Genomic DNA, 17,660 nt, shown 5'->3' with positions numbered 1-17,660 from the left:
GCTAAGACTGTTATTATGGACAAAGGTTTAATCAGCCCGCAAAAGACTGCATTTCAACCAGTTTTTTATACCCTTTTTGGGATTTCATCAATTCTTCATGAGTACCTTGCTCCACAATTTTTCCTTTGTTCAAAACCACTATGGTATCGGCATTTTGTATGGTGGAAAGCCTGTGGGCGATAACAAGGGAAGTGCGGTTTTCCATCATTTTTTCCAGAGCATCTTGAACCAATCGTTCACTTTCGGTATCCAATGCTGAGGTAGCCTCATCCAAAACCATAATTGGAGGGTTTTTCAATACGGCCCTAGCAATGGATAGCCGTTGTTTTTGCCCACCACTCAATTTGTTTCCGCCATCTCCAATATTGGTCATATACCCTTCGGGTAATTCAGAAATGAAATCATGGGCATTGGCCACTTTCGCCGCAGCTATCACTTCTTCTTCGGTCGCATTGTCTTTGCCTAAAGCAATATTGTTGAAAACCGAGTCATTAAATAGGATGGAATCCTGTGTTACCAATCCCATTAAACTACGAAGGGATGTTTTGGTCACTTCCTTTATATCGATTCCGTCAATTGAAATCGAACCGTTGTTTACATCGTAAAATCGAGAAACCAAGTTGGCTATGGTACTTTTTCCACTTCCTGACTGACCTACCAAGGCAACGGTCTGTCCTTTTTTAAGGTTGAGATTGAAATTTTCAAGGACGTAATCGTCTTGATATTTAAAAGATATATCCTTGAAGGAGATACTCTCTTCAAAGTCAGTTTTAACAATGGCATTTTTAGCATCGGTAATTGGGTTTTCCGTTTCCAATACTTCAAAAATCCGTTCGGCCGAAGCGTTTCCTTTTTTGATGTTGTAGTTGACCGTGGTTATCGCCTTTACTGGGTTGATAATGGTATAAAAAAGACCGATATAGCCCATGAACTCTTGTGGTGAAAGGGCGCTTTGATTGCCCAATACCAAACTACCTCCATACCATAGCACGGTAATAACAACGGTTACCCCCAAAAACTCGCTGAAGGGGGAGGCCAATCCTTTTCTCTGAAGTACAGCTATCATTATTTTTTTAAACCGTGAGGTGGAGTCAGTGAATTTTTTGGTAAGCTTCTCTTCTGCCGTGAATCCTTTTATGATTTTCAAAGAACCCAAGGTTTCTTCAATAAAAGACAAAAAGATGCCTGTTTCTTTTTGAGCTTCTAGAGATTGTGCTTTCAATCTTTTCCCAACTATGGATATCAGAAAACCGGCTATGGGGAGAAATATGAATACAAAAAGCGTAAGCTGGGCACTAATGGCCAGCATGGAAATCAAAACAATAACAATGGTAATGGGTTCTCGAGCCAAAGCCTCCAAAGAATTAATGATGGAATTTTCCACTTCTTTGACATCCGAGGTCATACGAGCCAACAAATCTCCTTTACGAGCTTCTGAAAAGTAGCCTAAGGGCAAATCCAGTGTTTTTAAATACAAACTGTCTTGGATATCCTTAACCATTCCGGTACGAAGATATGCCAGTACATACATGGCCGCATAGCGGAATAAATTTTTCAAAAAGAAAATGACAATACTGGCGATACAAATAAACACCAAGGCTGCCAAAGGGCCTTCGTTGTCCACCTTAACCGTCAGGAAATGGTTTAATGATCCTTCCAAATAGGCCTTCAAATTGCCCAAACCTTCATAGGCTGGAGCTTTATCCACTTTTTCTTGGGTGCTGAATAATATTCCTAGGGTAGGGATAAAAATTATAATCGATAATACATTGAATATCGAATACAGAATATTGAAAAATATATTGAGAACCCCATATCTGCGATAAGGAATCGCAAATTGGAGTATCTTTTTAAAGTAATTCATGTAGCTATAAATTCAGTTCAGCCAGAATACCTTGTATTTTGGTATCCAGCTGCGAATTTACGGATTTAAAATCCGCTTCTTTCTCCAATTTGGCGTTGGTACTGATGTAAAATTTGACCTTGGGTTCTGTTCCACTAGGTCTTGCAGCGATTCTAGTGCCATCTTCCGTTTCATAAATCAAAACGTTGGATTTTGGCAAATCAATATTTTTTTCCTCACCCGTTTGCACATTTGTAGCTATGGAAGTATTGTAATCCTCAATCCATACCACTTTGGAGCCTTGAACGGATTCCACAGGATTTTCCTTGAAATCCTTGAGCATCTGTTTGATTTCTTCAGCCCCACTGATTCCCTTTTTGGTCAGGGACACCAAATTTTCCTTGTAGAACCCAAAATTAACGTAGCATTTGATGAGTTCTTCATAAAATGAACTTCCCTTCGCTTTGGCGTCAGCAGCAATTTCGCATGCCAAGAGGGTAGAGGTTACCGCATCTTTATCACGAACAAAGTCTCCGACCATATATCCAAAACTTTCCTCTCCACCTCCGACAAAGTAGGAATCCGGAAAATCTTTAATCATTTTTCCAATCCATTTGAAGCCTGTCAAAGCCGTTTTGAATTCTACGCCGTATGCTTTGGCCATTTGTTCCATCATAGGAGTGGAAACTATAGTGGTAGCAATGAATTCATTGCCTTTGAATCCTTTTTTCTTGTGCTGGTCCAAAAGGAATTTGGTCATAAGCACCATAGTTTGATTCCCGTTGAGCAATTCCATTTGTCCTTCCAGATTTCTAACCGCTATACCCAATCGATCACTATCGGGGTCCGTACCGACCACCATATCAGCACCTATTTCCTCTGCCTTTTTTATAGCCATCGATAACGCTTCGGGTTCTTCTGGATTTGGAGATTGAACCGTAGGGAAAGACCCATCAGGTTCTGCTTGCTCTTCTATGATGGTTACGTTGTTGTATCCAGCTCGCTTTAATACCTCAGGAATTGCCGTAATGGATGTGCCGTGTAAGGAGGTAAACACAATTTTAAAATCATCTTTGCCCGCAGCATTGAAATTTCCATTTTTAACTGAAGCTACAAAGAAAGCTTCGTCCACCTCGGTGTCAATAGATTGAATCAAGTTGGAGTTAGCGTTTAATTGAATGTCTTCAAAAGAAAGGGAATTAATCTCAGCTATGATTTCACCATCTTGAGGAGGTACAATTTGACCTCCATCACCCCAATATACTTTGTATCCATTATATTCTGGGGGATTGTGCGAAGCAGTTAATACGATACCCACATGACACCCTAAATGGCGAACCGCGAAGGAAAGTTCAGGTGTTGTTCTCAGCTTGGAGAAAAGATATACCTGGATACCATTGGCGGAAAAAATCTCGGCTACAGTTCTGGAAAGTGTGTCGGAGTTATGTCGACAGTCATATGCGATAACTACCTTCAAGTCCTCATTTGGGAAAGACTTTTTTAGATAATTGCTAAGCCCCTGCGTGTTTTTACCTAAGGTATATTTATTGATGCGATTGGTGCCTACCCCCATTACGCCCCGCATACCACCAGTACCAAATTCCAAGTCCTTATAAAAACGCTCCTTTAGTTCCTCGGGGTCGTTTTCAATAAGCTTTTTTACTTCTTCTCGGGTATTGGCATCGAAAAAATCAGTCATCCAAGATGCTGCAGTGGCTTTGATTGCGTCCATATATGTGTTCGGTTATTTAAAATCTAAAGTAAAATTACGAAGATTCTAACTTAGGAAGTTTCCTTCAAGTTAATTTTATCTGCAATGGTATATCGCGTGTCGTTTTTACGGGAGCGGACCATGATTTCCCCAAGGAAACCAGCCAAAAACAACTGGGTACCGATGAGCATTGCAGTAAGGGCAATGTAGAATTGAGGTCTGTCGGTAATTAGGCGTCCGGTTGTATTGATAAACAGCTTATCAATACCTAAATACAATGAAAATCCAAAGCCCACTATAAACATCAAAACACCTAACGCCCCAAATAGATGCATGGGCCTGCGACCGAATTTTGAAACAAACCAAATAGTAATCAAATCTAAAAAACCATTGATAAAGCGTTCCGCACCAAATTTGGTAGTCCCATATTTTCTGGCTTGATGCTGTACCACTTTTTCAGTGATGTTGGGAAAACCGGCATTTTTGGCCAAAACTGGAATATAACGATGCATTTCCCCCGATACTTCTATAGTTTTAATTACATCTTTACGGAAGGCTTTTAATCCACAATTAAAATCGTGCAGTTTTAATCCTGATGTTTTTCTGGCAGCCCAGTTAAAAAGCTTGGAGGGAATATTCTTGGTAATAATGGAATCGTACCGTTTCTTCTTCCAGCCTGATACCACCTCATACCCTTCATTTTGAATTAGGCCTATCAATTCCGGGATTTCTTCTGGATTATCCTGAAGGTCAGCATCCATAGTAATTACAATATCTCCTTTGGCCGCTTTAAATCCTGCATGTAGTGCTTGGGATTTACCAAAATTCCTAAGGAAACGTATGCCCCGGACATTATTGTTTTCTAGAGATAGATTTTCAATAATTTCCCAAGAACCATCAGTACTACCGTCGTCGATAAAGAGGATTTCATATAAAAAATGATTGGATTGCATCACAGGTACAATCCAATCATGAAGTTCTTTGAGGGAATCCTTTTCGTTAAGTAAAGGAATTACAATAGAAATATGCATTGTTTACTTCTGGAATTCCCTTCAAAAGTAGCATTTTTTCCTTAGTAGGCGGGCTTGGCTTTCTTCAGAATCAAACCTGAAATTAAGCCAAGTATAAGACCAATAAGAATATTCAAAATGAGTATCACAGGATAACCCATCCACCAATACTTGATGCTTTGTTCTTTTTGTAGATCAAATTGCTCTTGGGTAATTTCCCCACTCTCCAAAGATGGGCCAAGACGAGCATCCATAATTTTGGACGGTGCATCTGGGTCCAATACATTAACCAGGACAAGGTTGTAAACGATGGAAATAATAGCTGATATCAAAGCAATACCAGCACCAATTTTTAGAGCTTGTCCCAAGGTTAAATACCCTCCATTGGCTTTTCTGAAGGCCTGGATACCTAAAAAAGTGACAACAGCGGCAAGTACCAGACCAAATACCATTATCCCTGGACTCTGGGAAGTATGAAGGTCCTGGGTGTAGAGCAGTACTCCGAAGACAATACTTATGCCTCCAAGAATTAAACCGTAATTCAATGAAAATTTACCGGTTTTGGGTTGATTTTCTTCCATTTTAAAAAGTTTTTTAGCGTTGTTTCGAGAGGTTAGTGAAACAAAAAGTAGTTTTGTTACAACCTCAAGATAGATTTTTTCTTTTTTATTCCATTAAAGTTGTTGTTATAAAAGAATTGATTAAATTTGCACCCTGAATTTTTTGAGATTACGAATCATGAGAAAAGATATACATCCATCAAATTATAGACTTGTAGCTTTTAAGGACATGTCCAATGACGATGTTTTTATTACTAAGTCTACGGCAGAGGCAAAAGAAACCATTACTGTTGATGGTGTTGAATATCCTTTGGTGAAATTGGAGATTTCAAGAACTTCTCATCCCTACTATACAGGAAAAACCAAATTGGTGGATACTGCTGGTAGAATCGATAAGTTCAAAAATAAATACAAGAAGTTCAGTAAAGAAGAGAAAAAAGACTAACGTAAAAGTTTTCTTTCAAGATATATGGAATGCCGCTGAAACTCTCAGCGGCATTTTTTATTTTTACAGTACTGAAAAAACCACCCATGAACTACATCCTTTCCGATGGAAACCACTGGAATTCATTTTTACCACTTACATTCACAAGACCCGTAGCTGAAATACGAATAGGAATTTTAACCATAAAGGAAAAATGGGAGAAGTACCTGGCAACCGAGATTAGCGTACAAACCGAATCCTATCTATCTGATAAGTTTCCACTAAAAATAGGATCTGACAATGTGGTTATCATGGGGAATGTGCTTCCGGATAGTGAGTTGACCCAGCAAATCATGGGATTAAAGCCTTCTGAAGCTCTTTTTTATCAAGATGAACTTATTGCGTATTACGCCAAGGATTCTGAACTGGAATTTGATGCGTCATCTTTCCAAAAAGTATATTGTGATAAAGCTCCTATGACTATACATCATGTCTGGGACATCTTTTCTAAAAACGGGGAAGCGCTTGAAGCGGATTTTGAATTATTGACAAAGGGAAGAAAAAGTCAGTCTATATCTACCACCAACCAAGTTGTGAATCCAGAAAATATTTTCTTGGAAGAAGGCGCAAAAGTGGAATTTAGCATTTTGAATGCATCTACGGGTCCCATATATATTGGTAAGGACGCCGAAATAATGGAAGGCTGTATCATACGCGGAGGATTGGCCTTGTGTGACCATGCTGTTCTCAAAATTGGAGCAAAAATATATGGACCATCTACATTTGGACCTTACTGCAAAGTCGGGGGAGAAGTAAATAATGCGGTTCTTTTTGCCTATTCCAATAAGGGACATGAGGGTTTTTTGGGAAATTCGGTTTTGGGGGAATGGTGCAATTTAGGTGCGGATACCAATACCTCCAATCTTAAGAACAACTATGCGGAAGTCCGTCTTTGGGATTATTCCACGGAGGGATTTGCCAGAACAGGATTACAGTTTTGCGGACTTATCATGGGTGACCACAGTAAATGTGGTATTAATACCATGTTCAATACTGGAACCGTGGTTGGGGTAAGTGCCAACGTTTTTGGCAGCGGATACCCGCGAAATTTTGTACCAAGTTTTAGCTGGGGAGGCGCATCAGGCTTCACTACCTATCGCACACAAAAGGCATACGAAGCGAATACCGCCATGATGAAACGTAGAAATGTCGAATTTGATGCTCTGGAGCAAGGGATTCTAGATCATGTTTTTGAGTTGACCAAAAAGTGGCGAAAGAGCTAAAAAGGATTTAGTTTAAACAAGTAATAACAAAAAAAAGCTCCCAAAGGGAGCTTTTTTGATGTCTGTATGATGGACTCAATTGTCACTTACCTCATAAGCGGTAAGCTTTCCGTCCAACATTCGTGGGACTAAAAGGACATTTTCTTTTTTCAAATACGCTATATCCGCAGTTCCTGGATTTATCTGTTCCAAAGCAGTCACGTCACCATTGGAATCAATAAAGGATATGGCTCCTGAAATCCAATCAGAGACTATAAATCCATTTTCGTAGCGAACAAGACCATCCAAGTTTCCAAAGGATTTGGTAATGTTTTTAATGGACTTGTTTTTCAGGTGCAAGGCGAGCAATACACCTGGAACATCGGTACCAAATGTTTCGGGGTTGGTGACGACACCCCAAGTGGCAACATATAACAAGTCGCCATCCAGTTTTAGACCGTTTGGGTAATCCAACTTTTCATCTTTTACCAAAAGCTCGATGGCATCTTGTTCAATCTTGTAAATGGCATTGCCTCCAAAGGTGTCGGAAACATAAACGGTACCAGTAGGCCCAATTTCGATATCATTGAGGAATGTGGCACCTTCAGCAGTATACCATTTTTCTATTTCACCGGTGTCGAGGTTCACTAAACCAACCCTATCAATATCAGCAACATACAAATGGTTTTCAAAAATACCAAGGCCCTTTGGAGCGTTGAACCCTTCTAACCACTTCAGTTCGATAATCTCTCCTTTAGTATCCAGCTTGGTGATAAATCCTTTTCCATTCTTTTCAGCGGGTTGTCCTGAAACATTGGAAACATAGTAGGCTCCATTATAATGGACTACTGATTCGGGAGCCTCTAGTGTTTGCACTTCCCATATTTTTTTAAGGCTTTGGGCTGGTACCATTTGCACCAAGCAAAGTAACATTGAGATAATAACGAGTTTCTTCATCTTCTTTGACTTTTGTTTTATAATTCGCAGGCAAAACTATTTGGCTTTCGGATGAAAAAAATTGACCTATGGTAAGAAATAAAAAGTGAGTGGGGAGCTGATTAAAATGCGTTTTTTCTTAATCGACTAAGGCTTTCTGGAGTGATTCCAAGATAGGATGCAATTTGATAATTCTTCACCCGTTGCTCAATATCTGGGTAAATCTGAATGAATTGGGAATAGCGTTCTTGGGCGGTGAGATTTAAGGAGGATAAAATACGTTTTTGAAAGGCAGCAAACGCATTTTCAAGTTGGAGCCTAAAATAACTCTCTATAATGGGAAGTGACAGGAACATTTCTTCCAAATCCTGTTTTCTAACCTTCATTAATTGGCACGCTTCCAAGCATTCCACATAAAAGATGGATAAACCTCCCTTGTAGTAAGCTAAATAGTCACTTACCCACCAGTTTTCCACGGCAAATTGCATGGTGTGTTCTTTTCCGGAGGAATCGATTAGATATGTTCTAAGACAACCGTTTAAAACGAAATATTGGTGTTCCACTTTTTGATTAGGATGGATGAGCAGATGGTTTTTGGCGTAGTTCTCGGTTTGAAAAATATCCAGGAATACATTAAAATCTACTTCATTAAGTGCTATTTGACGATTTATATGTTGTAGTAATGGATGCAAAAGTGTTGCGTGTTGTTGTATGACATTAAGGAATTGAAATATATCATTTTCTTCCGATACATGGGATAGAGTTAGCCTTGAAACCGAATTGGGGATGGTGTTGATTAATGCATTGAATGTGTATCTTTGCACCCTCAAATTGAAGCAGTTAAATGAGCAATAAAGTTGCCTTTTATACTCTAGGTTGTAAACTCAATTTCTCCGAGACTTCCACCATTGCCCGAAGTTTTGAAAATGAGGGGTTTGACCGCGTGGACTTTTCTGAAGAGGCTGATATTTATGTTATCAACACCTGTTCCGTAACCGAAAACGCAGATAAACGCTTTAAGACAATTGTAAAGCAATCCCAAAAAGGGAATCCGGATGCTTTTGTGATTGCAGTAGGTTGCTACGCTCAGCTAAAGCCAGAAGAATTGGCGGATGTGGATGGGGTGGACCTAGTTTTGGGAGCTACGGAAAAGTTCAAAATCACAGATTATCTGAACGACCTTACTAAGAATGATAAGGGGGAGGTTCATTCCTGCGAAATTGACGAGGCCGATTTTTATGTAGGAAGCTACGCAATAGGGGATAGAACCCGAGCCTTCTTGAAGGTTCAGGATGGTTGTGATTACAAGTGCACCTATTGCACCATTCCGTTAGCCCGCGGAATTTCCCGAAGCGACACTTTGGAAAATGTACTTCACAACGCTGCTGAGATTTCTTCAAAAGGTATTAAGGAGATTGTCCTGACGGGAGTTAATATTGGCGATTATGGGAAGGGAGAATTTGGAAACAAAAGGCATGAGCATACCTTTCTGGATTTGGTAAAAGCATTGGATAGGGTGGAAGGGATTCACAGACTTCGCATTTCATCCATTGAACCCAACCTATTAAAAAACGAGACCATCGATTTTGTGGCTAAAAGCCGTTCCTTTGTTCCACATTTTCATATTCCTTTACAAAGCGGAAGTGATAGCATCCTAAAATTGATGCGAAGAAGATATTTGACCAATTTATATGTGGAACGCATTACCAGAATCAAAGAAGTTATGCCGCACGCTTGCATTGGTGTGGATGTAATTGTTGGTTTCCCAGGCGAGACAGATGAGCACTTTTTGGAAACTTATAATTTCCTAAATGCATTGGATATTTCCTATTTGCATGTATTCACCTATTCTGAACGGGACAATACCTTGGCCGCAGAAATGGATGGAGTGGTTCCCAAGAATGTACGCGCTAAAAGAAGTAAGATGCTTAGAGGCCTATCCGCTAAAAAGCGCAGGGCGTTTTATGAAAGTCAATTGGGATGTACGCGGACTGTTTTGTTTGAAGGAGAGAACAAATCAGGCTACATCCATGGATTTACCGAAAACTACGTCAAAGTAAAATCCCCTTGGAATCCTGAGTTGGTAAATACATTGCACGAAGTGGAACTGACCGAGATTGATGAGGACGGATTGGTTCGATTTGAGTTCGTTTCCCAAAGCGTAATGGCATAAAAAAAACCTCCCAAATGAGAGGTTTCCTTAAATTTTAAATGTCTTGTTAGATACGTATTCCCACAGGAAGCATCTCTTTGTATTGTCTGTTCTTTCTCAAGAAACCTGCAATATGTGGACTAGTAGGTACAACCCTTAAATTCTTTTCTTGAATTTGATGAAGGACTTCTTTAATAAAGGATTCTTTGAAACCCTCTTGGGTAATCTCCTCCGGAATAACCAACTTCGTCAAGAAGACTTTACGCTCCTGAGAAGAATATTCAATTTTAGCTAAGTGGCCATCCACTTGAGTTTCGAATTGACGCAAGAAACTATTGTCCTTAACTTCCATTTCTGTCATATAGTTCTATTTTAAATTGGCTTTACGCAACAGTCTTACTCTGAGGTAAGTATTATTTAAGTTTTGCATGACTTTTTTACAGTGGGGCTATTGCAAAAGGGACACAAAATTAGTCAAAAAATCCTTAATTTCCTAGCCCATTCGATAATTGGTGAGAAATGCCGGACAATAAAATTCATGTGTACCTTATGCCGGGAATGGCTGCCAATTCGTCTATTTTCGATGGTCTTCGCTTGCCTGAAAATCAATTCGAGTTACACAAATTGGATTGGTTTGTTCCTGGAAAGGGTATGAGTTTGCAATCCTATGCAAAAGAGATGTTGAAACAAGTTCAGCACGACAATCCGGTATTAGTTGGCGTTTCTTTTGGCGGGCTTTTGGTTCAAGAAATGGCCAAACTGACCAAAACTCGAAAGGTGATACTTATCTCGAGCGTAAAGTGCGAAAGCGAGATGCCCAAGAAAATGATTTTTGCCAAACACACCAAAGCACACAAGCTATTGCCTACTGGGATGATAACCAATATCGAGCTTTTGGCCAAATATGCTTTTGGTGAAACCGTGACGAAACGTTTGGAACTTTACGAAAAATATCTTTCTGTCCGTGATAAAGGGTATATGGATTGGGCCATAGACCGCATGGTCAATTGGAATCAAAAGGAACCCCTACCAAACACAGTTCATATCCATGGTACTTTGGATAATGTATTTCCTATTACCAATATTAAAGACTGCATAACCGTAAAAAATGGCAAGCATGCGATGATTGTATATCGTTCAAAATGGTTCAATGAGCACCTTCCGGCAATTATTTTAGAAGAAGGGAGTTCTATATAGTATCTTTATTGAAATTATTGGTGCATATGAAATACGTAAAAAATACGCTGGCAGGGATTGGTTTATTGGTTGTTGTAGGCAGTTTGGTTTTTGCCGTGCAGGCAACACCCGAGAAGAAAGCCGCTTTGGAACAGGTCGTCACTTCAGATAGGAATGTAACGGATGGTTACCAAATCAGTGCGATTGAAATCCCTGAAGACCTAAATTTTGCAGGGGAAGCTGTGCCTTTGGAAGACCCAGAAATTCTGGAACGTGTGGACCGTGAATTTTTAGTGAACACCTATTGGCAATCCAATGCGATTCTATTAATGAAGAGGGCACATAAGTATTTCCCAATAATTGAACCTATTCTTGCCAAAAATGGCATTCCTGATGATTTTAAGTATCTAGCAGTTGCTGAAAGTGGCCTTCAAAATGCAGTTTCTCCGGCTGGAGCTCGTGGATTTTGGCAAATTTTAAAGGGTACCGGAAAAGAATATGGTCTAGAAGTAAATGCCAATGTGGATGAGCGCTACCATGTGGAAAAAGCAACTCAAGTAGCCTGCGATTATCTAAAAAAATGGAAAAACAGATTTGGAAGTTGGACGTTGACCGCTGCGGCCTACAATGCGGGACCAGCAGGAATCCAAAAGTACATGCGCATCCAAAAAGAAGATGATTACTATGATTTGCTGTTGGGAGAGGAAACGGGACGCTACGTATTTCGTATTATGGCCATAAAGGAAATTCTCTCAAGTCCAGAGAAGTATGGTTTTGAAGTGGAAAAAGACGATTTATACAATGCCGTACCTACTTTTACGGTTGAAGTAGACTCATCAGTAACCAGTTGGGCAGATTTCGCCCATTTATATGAAATCAACTACAAGATTTTAAAGCGTCACAATCCTTGGCTACGCGAGCCCCACTTAAATAATGCTACGGGTAAAACCTATGTGATAGAAATTCCTAATAAAGGATATTATCGGGAAACCGGTGCTGGACGGTAATCTATTATGGCATAAACTTGCTGTGATCAGATGGCTTGAATTCTTTGTTGATAGAGCTTTGTTCTTTCAACTCCGAAATAGTTTCACTAGCATTAACAGGTTGCTTACGTTCGGCTTGCCTTTTAACGTTGCTTTTAGCTAAATTCTTGAATTTACTTTCTGATTTTGCTTTTTGATTAAAAACGATAAAAAGTATTAGTGCCAGAAGCGTAATTGATGTTATTATGGCAAGCACTGGTGAGTTTTGAAATAGGATAATTATACCTAAAACAGGTAGTACAAACCCCCAATATTGCATTGGTATCCAAAACAAAGTATGAAGAGTTCCAATTTTCAATCGCTGACCTGATTTTTCATCAATAACAGTTCTCTCATTTCGTCTATTCCATTTCCGTCCGAAAAACCAGCTAAAACCGCCAGTTGAAAAAGTTGAAATTACAAAACCGTAATCCCTATACTCATTTGGCAAAATCGATATACACAAAAAAAGAGTAGCTAATAAAACTAGTACAATAAGAAATCCTCTACCTGACCAAACAATCATTACTTTATTTATTTAGTAAGAGACTAAGATTGAAAATTTGGCATGAAAAGTCTATTGTAAATTGATCAATACATTATTTGGATTGATATTTCGGAAAAGAAAGATGAATTACTAAAAGTAACTAAGGAATAATTTTAAAGAGGATGTTCTTTATTAGTTGCTACAACACCTCAATTTTCTTCGAAAAATATTTAATTAGTAATTTCTGAAATAACTCCTTACAAATTTATTTTTGCATGGGTTTCAGGATACAAAGGAGTATTTGAAATCTAGAATAAAGGAAATCACAGGAAGATAGATATAGGTAAGTATTTTCGAACCTTAATCTCAAGGACTAACGGTACCTGGTTCTAACCTGCTGCGGACCTTTTTTCATCTGCTGCTGCATCATTTTAATTTGTTCCGTCAGCATATTGTTCTTGTCCAACTTCTTTGCTTCTTGAAGTAATGTGGTGGCTTCGCGTTTTCTTCCCTTTTGCATAGAAATTCCGGCAAGACTTAGTTTGGCCATGGCCACATCATAATTCATGTTCAATCCTAATTTCAAAGCCTTTTTGAAGTACTTTTCCGCTTGGGTCAAGTTCTTCTGGGAATAAATAATTCCATGCAAATAGTTGTAATACCCTTGTTGCTTTTTGATTAAAGAGGACTCCGGGTTCTTGATTTTCGCTAACCATTTTTGGGTACCTTCCATATCCTGCTTTCGCATGCGTAGAAAAGCCAGAAGAATGATTTCATTTCTAAAATAAAGGAAAACAAAGATGAGGGACAGAAAAATCAGGGCGATGCCATTTCCAATATATCCTTCCACAAACTGATAGACAGCGTATGCAATGATTAAAAAGGCCAGTACCAGTTTTATATTCTTATTAAACATATAATTATTGTATTAATTCGTAGGTAATTGTTGATTTGATGGATGTAGGGATTTCCACATCACCCATTGTGGCCACTTTCGAAATACCCTCCGCAAAACTCTCACTGCTTATGGTTTGGATAAAACCATTCTGTGCATTGGCATTAATTGAAGTTTGTTGATTACCGGTCAATACCATTGTGGTGCCACTATCTTCAGTGTTCATAATGATTGAAGATGTTCCCGATATTATGGAGCTTTCAGGGTTTACTTTTTCCAACTTCCAACTGTTCTTGGCTTTTAGCTTTCCAGTAAACTCATTGGTCCATGAATCACCCACGGCAACAGTGGTTGTAGGGTAGAAGTAGGTCATCTGTTCAAAACTTTTGGCCAATCCTGTCGAGCTAAACTCCTTCCCCAAGGACTTACGCATCAGGTTTTTGTTGAAATCATCCGCTATGCCTGCTTTCGCAATCATGTTGTCCACCAATTCATCACCCCCATTTACTTCTATAATCTTTCCATCCTTCTGCATGGTCATTTCGAGAGTATATCCGATTAATCCATTGAACATTTCGGACATTATATTGCCAGCTTCAGGCTCAGAGGCTTTCACATCAATAAGAACACCTTGTAAATTGGATGTGGTTTTCATCCCAAAATCTTCAAATGCTAATTGAATGATATAACCAGCTTCAGTTTCTCCGACCACTTTAAAGGAGAAAATAGCTGCCAAATCATTAGTGAGCTCATGTTTTGCCCCATCCAATTCTTGGACAATAAGCTGTTTGGCATCCTGTTTTATCTTAAAAAAATCATCTTTCTTCAGCGTGTAAGCTAATTTTTGTTGCCCCAAGGTTTGGAGCGGTACTAAACCCACCAAGTAAAATAGTACGAGGACGCTGAAAAACTTTTGGAAATTCATGAGGTGTATCTTAGTGTGACAAAACTACACAAACATTTTTTACAAACCATTTGTCGAAGTAAAAACTCTTCGTATATTTGCGCCCAGAAATTTTGGAAGCTTTTTCCACATTTTTAAAATCCTTATAAAATAGTTCGGAAATGAAAAGAACGTATCAGCCGTCAAAACGGAAGAGAAGAAACAAGCATGGTTTTAGGGAGCGCATGGCTACTGCCAATGGCAGAAAGGTTCTTGCTCGTAGAAGAGCTAAAGGAAGAAAGAAATTATCTGTTTCATCTGAGCCAAGACACAAAAAATAATGTGCTGTCAATAACTTTTAATTAAAGGTGCTACTTTCCCAAGTTTAGCACCTTTTTTTTGACCTATTTTTAGCGATTGAAATACAACTAACAAAAAAAGAATGCCAAAAAGAAAAGATCTCAAGTCCATTTTAATTATCGGTTCTGGTCCAATCATTATTGGACAGGCCTGTGAGTTTGACTATTCAGGAAGCCAAGCGTTACGGTCCTTACGCGAGGATGGTATAAAAACTATTCTGATCAATAGCAACCCGGCCACCATTATGACCGACCCTTCCATGGCAGACCATGTGTATTTAAAACCTTTGAATACGCGGTCCATTATTGAGATTTTAAAAAACCATCCCGAAATAGATGCGGTTCTGCCCACCATGGGAGGACAAACTGCTTTGAATCTTTGTATAGAAGCAGATGAAAAGGGAATTTGGGAAGATTTTGATGTGGAAATCATAGGTGTGGATATTGATGCCATCAACATTACCGAAGACCGTGAGAAGTTTCGGGAGTTGATGACAAAGATTGGCGTTGGGATGGCACCCCAGGCAACAGCAACATCATTTTTGAAAGGAAAAGAAATAGCCCAAGAGTTTGGTTTTCCTTTGGTAATTCGAGCTTCTTTCACTTTAGGTGGAGCAGGAGCTTCCATTGTTCACGATCCTAAGGATTTCGATAGGTTATTAAGTCACGGACTCGAGGTATCACCCATCCATGAGGTGATGATTGATAAAGCCATGATGGGATGGAAGGAATATGAACTGGAACTTTTACGGGACCAAAATGACAATGTGGTCATCATTTGTACCATAGAAAATATGGACCCGATGGGTATCCATACAGGAGATTCCATTACGGTGGCTCCGGCTATGACCCTTTCTGACAGGACTTTCCAACGCATGCGGGATATGGCTATTCATATGATGCGCAGTATCGGAGATTTTGCTGGAGGTTGTAACGTACAGTTCGCGGTAAGCCCGGATGAGGAAGAAGAGATTATCGCTATTGAAATCAATCCAAGAGTTTCTAGGTCTTCAGCTTTGGCCTCCAAAGCTACTGGATATCCAATTGCCAAAGTAGCTGCCAAGTTGGCGATAGGCTACACTTTGGATGAATTACAAAACCAAATTACCCAGTCCACTTCTGCTTTATTTGAGCCTACCTTGGACTATGTAATTGTAAAAATTCCACGTTGGAACTTTGATAAGTTTGAAGGCTCTGATAGGACCTTAGGGTTGCAGATGAAGGCTGTTGGTGAGGTTATGGGAATCGGTCGTTCTTTCCAGGAAGCCCTGCATAAGGCTACGCAATCTTTGGAAATCAAACGAAATGGATTGGGAGCCGATGGAAAGGGATATACGGACTATGATACCATTATTCACAAGCTAAAAGTTCCCAGTTGGGACCGTGTATTTGTGCTTTATGATGCCATTCAATTGGGGATTCCATTGAAGACCATTCACGATATCACCAAAATTGATATGTGGTTCCTAAAACAATACGAGGAACTGCACTTTTTGGAAAAGGAAATCTCCAAATATACCGTGGAAAGTATTGATAAGTCCTTGCTTTTGGAGGCCAAACAAAAAGGCTTCGCAGATAGACAAATCGCCCATATGTTGGATTGCTACGAAAGTGAAGTTCATAAGAAGCGTACAAATCTGGGAATCAACAGGGTATATAAGTTAGTTGATACCTGCGCTGCGGAATTTAAGGCCGTAACTCCATATTATTACTCCACTTTTGAGGAAGAGATTGAAAGACCGGATGGTACGCGATATGTTGCCAACGACAGTGAGGTAACAGACCGAAAGAAAATCGTGGTTCTAGGTTCCGGACCCAACCGAATAGGGCAGGGGATAGAGTTTGATTACTGCTGCGTTCATGGGGTATTGGCAGCTGCAGAATGTGGTTATGAAACCATCATGATTAACTGTAACCCAGAAACGGTTTCCACGGACTTTGATACCGCGGACAAGTTATATTTTGAGCCCGTCTTCTGGGAACATATTTATGATATCATTTTACATGAAAAGCCGGAAGGTGTAATCGTCCAGTTGGGAGGTCAAACGGCCTTAAAACTTGCCGAAAAATTGGATAAATACGGTATCAACATTATAGGTACTAGTTTTAAATCCTTGGATTTGGCGGAAGATAGGGGAAGTTTTTCCACGCTTTTGAAAGATAACAATATCCCTTACCCAAGATTTGGGGTTGCAGAGACTGCAGATGAGGCATTGGATTTGGCAGAAGAATTGAATTTCCCTCTGTTGGTTAGACCGTCTTATGTTCTTGGTGGCCAAGGGATGAAGATTGTTATCAATAAGGAGGAGTTGGAAGCGCATGTGGTTGACTTACTTCGTAAAATACCCAACAACAAACTCTTGCTGGATCATTATTTGGATGGCGCTATTGAAGCAGAGGCAGATGCAATTTGTGATGGAGATGAAGTGAAAATCATCGGTATCATGGAGCATATTGAACCTTGTGGTATCCATTCCGGAGACTCCAACGCTACACTACCCCCCTTTAATTTAGGGGAGTTCGTAATGCAACAGATTAAGGACCATACCCAAAAAATTGCTTTGGCCTTAAATACTGTCGGGTTGATTAATATCCAATTTGCGGTTAAGGATGATATGGTTTATATCATCGAGGCCAACCCAAGGGCCTCACGGACCGTACCTTTTATCGCTAAGGCCTATGGGGAACCCTATGTAAATTTTGCTACCAAGGTCATGTTGGGTGAAAAGAAAATCAAGGATTTCGATTTCAACCCACACTTGGATGGATATGCCATAAAGCAACCGGTGTTCTCATTCAACAAATTCCCGAATGTAAACAAGAATTTAGGACCAGAAATGAAAAGTACTGGAGAAAGTATCCTCTTTATTGATAGTTTGAAGGACGACGATTTCTATAATCTTTATTCTAGAAGGAAGATGTACTTGAGCAAATAAA

At 39.6% G+C, this 17,660-nt stretch carries 17 protein-coding genes; 7 read left to right on the top strand and 10 right to left on the bottom strand.

Going from position 1 to position 17,660, the window contains the following annotated elements:
• Nucleotides 1-31: 31 nt before the first annotated feature.
• From ACSLUF_RS10565 to ACSLUF_RS10550, 4 genes are read right to left on the bottom strand one after another with little or no spacing between them, the layout of a single operon-like run.
• Nucleotides 32-1,864 (bottom strand): ABC transporter ATP-binding protein, encoded by a 1,833-nt coding sequence (locus ACSLUF_RS10565; protein ID WP_435622748.1) that lies wholly within the window; start codon nucleotides 1,862-1,864, stop codon nucleotides 32-34.
• A gap of 4 nt (nucleotides 1,865-1,868) precedes the next feature.
• Complete coding sequence (locus ACSLUF_RS10560; RefSeq protein ID WP_435622747.1) at nucleotides 1,869-3,575, bottom strand: phospho-sugar mutase; 1,707 nt, start codon at nucleotides 3,573-3,575, stop codon at nucleotides 1,869-1,871.
• A 50-nt stretch (nucleotides 3,576-3,625) separates the two neighbouring features.
• On the bottom strand, nucleotides 3,626-4,585 hold the full coding sequence (locus tag ACSLUF_RS10555; RefSeq protein WP_435622746.1) for a glycosyltransferase family 2 protein: 960 nt from the start codon (nucleotides 4,583-4,585) through the stop codon (nucleotides 3,626-3,628).
• A 41-nt stretch (nucleotides 4,586-4,626) separates the two neighbouring features.
• Nucleotides 4,627-5,145, bottom strand: a complete 519-nt coding sequence (locus tag ACSLUF_RS10550) for a DUF4199 domain-containing protein (RefSeq protein ID WP_435622745.1) — start codon at nucleotides 5,143-5,145, stop codon at nucleotides 4,627-4,629.
• A 157-nt stretch (nucleotides 5,146-5,302) separates the two neighbouring features.
• Here ACSLUF_RS10550 and ACSLUF_RS10545 point away from each other — a divergent pair, with 157 nt between their 5' ends.
• Nucleotides 5,303-5,569 carry a type B 50S ribosomal protein L31 gene (locus ACSLUF_RS10545; protein ID WP_435622744.1) on the top strand — a complete coding sequence of 89 codons (267 nt, stop codon included), beginning with the start codon at nucleotides 5,303-5,305 and terminating at the stop codon, nucleotides 5,567-5,569.
• 86 nt (nucleotides 5,570-5,655) lie between these two features.
• Nucleotides 5,656-6,831 (top strand): GlmU family protein, encoded by a 1,176-nt coding sequence (locus tag ACSLUF_RS10540; RefSeq protein WP_435622743.1) that lies wholly within the window; start codon nucleotides 5,656-5,658, stop codon nucleotides 6,829-6,831.
• Nucleotides 6,832-6,906: 75 nt separating this feature from the next.
• Here ACSLUF_RS10540 and ACSLUF_RS10535 read toward each other — a convergent pair whose 3' ends face one another.
• The gene (locus ACSLUF_RS10535) at nucleotides 6,907-7,767 is read right to left on the bottom strand and encodes an SMP-30/gluconolactonase/LRE family protein (protein ID WP_435622742.1); all 861 of its coding nucleotides are present in this window, start codon (nucleotides 7,765-7,767) and stop codon (nucleotides 6,907-6,909) included.
• A 101-nt stretch (nucleotides 7,768-7,868) separates the two neighbouring features.
• Nucleotides 7,869-8,570, bottom strand: a complete 702-nt coding sequence (locus ACSLUF_RS10530) for a Crp/Fnr family transcriptional regulator (protein WP_435622741.1) — start codon at nucleotides 8,568-8,570, stop codon at nucleotides 7,869-7,871.
• A 20-nt stretch (nucleotides 8,571-8,590) separates the two neighbouring features.
• Between ACSLUF_RS10530 and mtaB the strand changes: the two genes are divergently transcribed.
• On the top strand, nucleotides 8,591-9,919 hold the full coding sequence (gene mtaB / locus ACSLUF_RS10525; protein ID WP_435622740.1) for a tRNA (N(6)-L-threonylcarbamoyladenosine(37)-C(2))-methylthiotransferase MtaB: 1,329 nt from the start codon (nucleotides 8,591-8,593) through the stop codon (nucleotides 9,917-9,919).
• A 46-nt stretch (nucleotides 9,920-9,965) separates the two neighbouring features.
• On the opposite strand, the gene ACSLUF_RS10520 is transcribed toward mtaB, so the two are convergent.
• Complete coding sequence (locus tag ACSLUF_RS10520; RefSeq protein ID WP_435622739.1) at nucleotides 9,966-10,259, bottom strand: GNAT family N-acetyltransferase; 294 nt, start codon at nucleotides 10,257-10,259, stop codon at nucleotides 9,966-9,968.
• A gap of 158 nt (nucleotides 10,260-10,417) precedes the next feature.
• On the opposite strand from ACSLUF_RS10520, the gene ACSLUF_RS10515 reads away from it, so the two are divergent.
• Complete coding sequence (locus ACSLUF_RS10515) at nucleotides 10,418-11,095, top strand: YqiA/YcfP family alpha/beta fold hydrolase (protein WP_435622738.1); 678 nt, start codon at nucleotides 10,418-10,420, stop codon at nucleotides 11,093-11,095.
• Between the two features lie 26 nt (nucleotides 11,096-11,121).
• Complete coding sequence (locus ACSLUF_RS10510; RefSeq protein WP_435622737.1) at nucleotides 11,122-12,081, top strand: lytic transglycosylase domain-containing protein; 960 nt, start codon at nucleotides 11,122-11,124, stop codon at nucleotides 12,079-12,081.
• 4 nt (nucleotides 12,082-12,085) lie between these two features.
• Here the strand turns inward: ACSLUF_RS10510 and ACSLUF_RS10505 are convergent, their stop codons facing one another.
• The 3 genes from ACSLUF_RS10505 to ACSLUF_RS10495 form a co-directional block, all read right to left on the bottom strand.
• Complete coding sequence (locus tag ACSLUF_RS10505; protein ID WP_435622736.1) at nucleotides 12,086-12,625, bottom strand: hypothetical protein; 540 nt, start codon at nucleotides 12,623-12,625, stop codon at nucleotides 12,086-12,088.
• Nucleotides 12,626-12,959: 334 nt separating this feature from the next.
• Nucleotides 12,960-13,502 (bottom strand): DUF2892 domain-containing protein, encoded by a 543-nt coding sequence (locus tag ACSLUF_RS10500; RefSeq protein WP_435622735.1) that lies wholly within the window; start codon nucleotides 13,500-13,502, stop codon nucleotides 12,960-12,962.
• A gap of 4 nt (nucleotides 13,503-13,506) precedes the next feature.
• Nucleotides 13,507-14,406 (bottom strand): DUF6263 family protein, encoded by a 900-nt coding sequence (locus tag ACSLUF_RS10495; RefSeq protein ID WP_435622734.1) that lies wholly within the window; start codon nucleotides 14,404-14,406, stop codon nucleotides 13,507-13,509.
• A gap of 140 nt (nucleotides 14,407-14,546) precedes the next feature.
• Here ACSLUF_RS10495 and rpmH point away from each other — a divergent pair, with 140 nt between their 5' ends.
• Together rpmH and carB are read left to right on the top strand one after the other, a co-directional pair.
• Complete coding sequence (gene rpmH, locus ACSLUF_RS10490) at nucleotides 14,547-14,705, top strand: 50S ribosomal protein L34 (protein WP_084598129.1); 159 nt, start codon at nucleotides 14,547-14,549, stop codon at nucleotides 14,703-14,705.
• 101 nt (nucleotides 14,706-14,806) lie between these two features.
• Nucleotides 14,807-17,659 carry a carbamoyl-phosphate synthase large subunit gene (gene carB, locus ACSLUF_RS10485; protein ID WP_435622733.1) on the top strand — a complete coding sequence of 951 codons (2,853 nt, stop codon included), beginning with the start codon at nucleotides 14,807-14,809 and terminating at the stop codon, nucleotides 17,657-17,659.
• The last annotated feature ends 1 nt before the right edge of the window (nucleotide 17,660 follow it).

The sequence above is a fragment of the Flagellimonas sp. genome, from assembly GCF_965601775.1.
Taxonomy (GTDB): domain Bacteria; phylum Bacteroidota; class Bacteroidia; order Flavobacteriales; family Flavobacteriaceae; genus Flagellimonas.
This window is presented reverse-complemented; position numbering and strand designations above follow the sequence as displayed.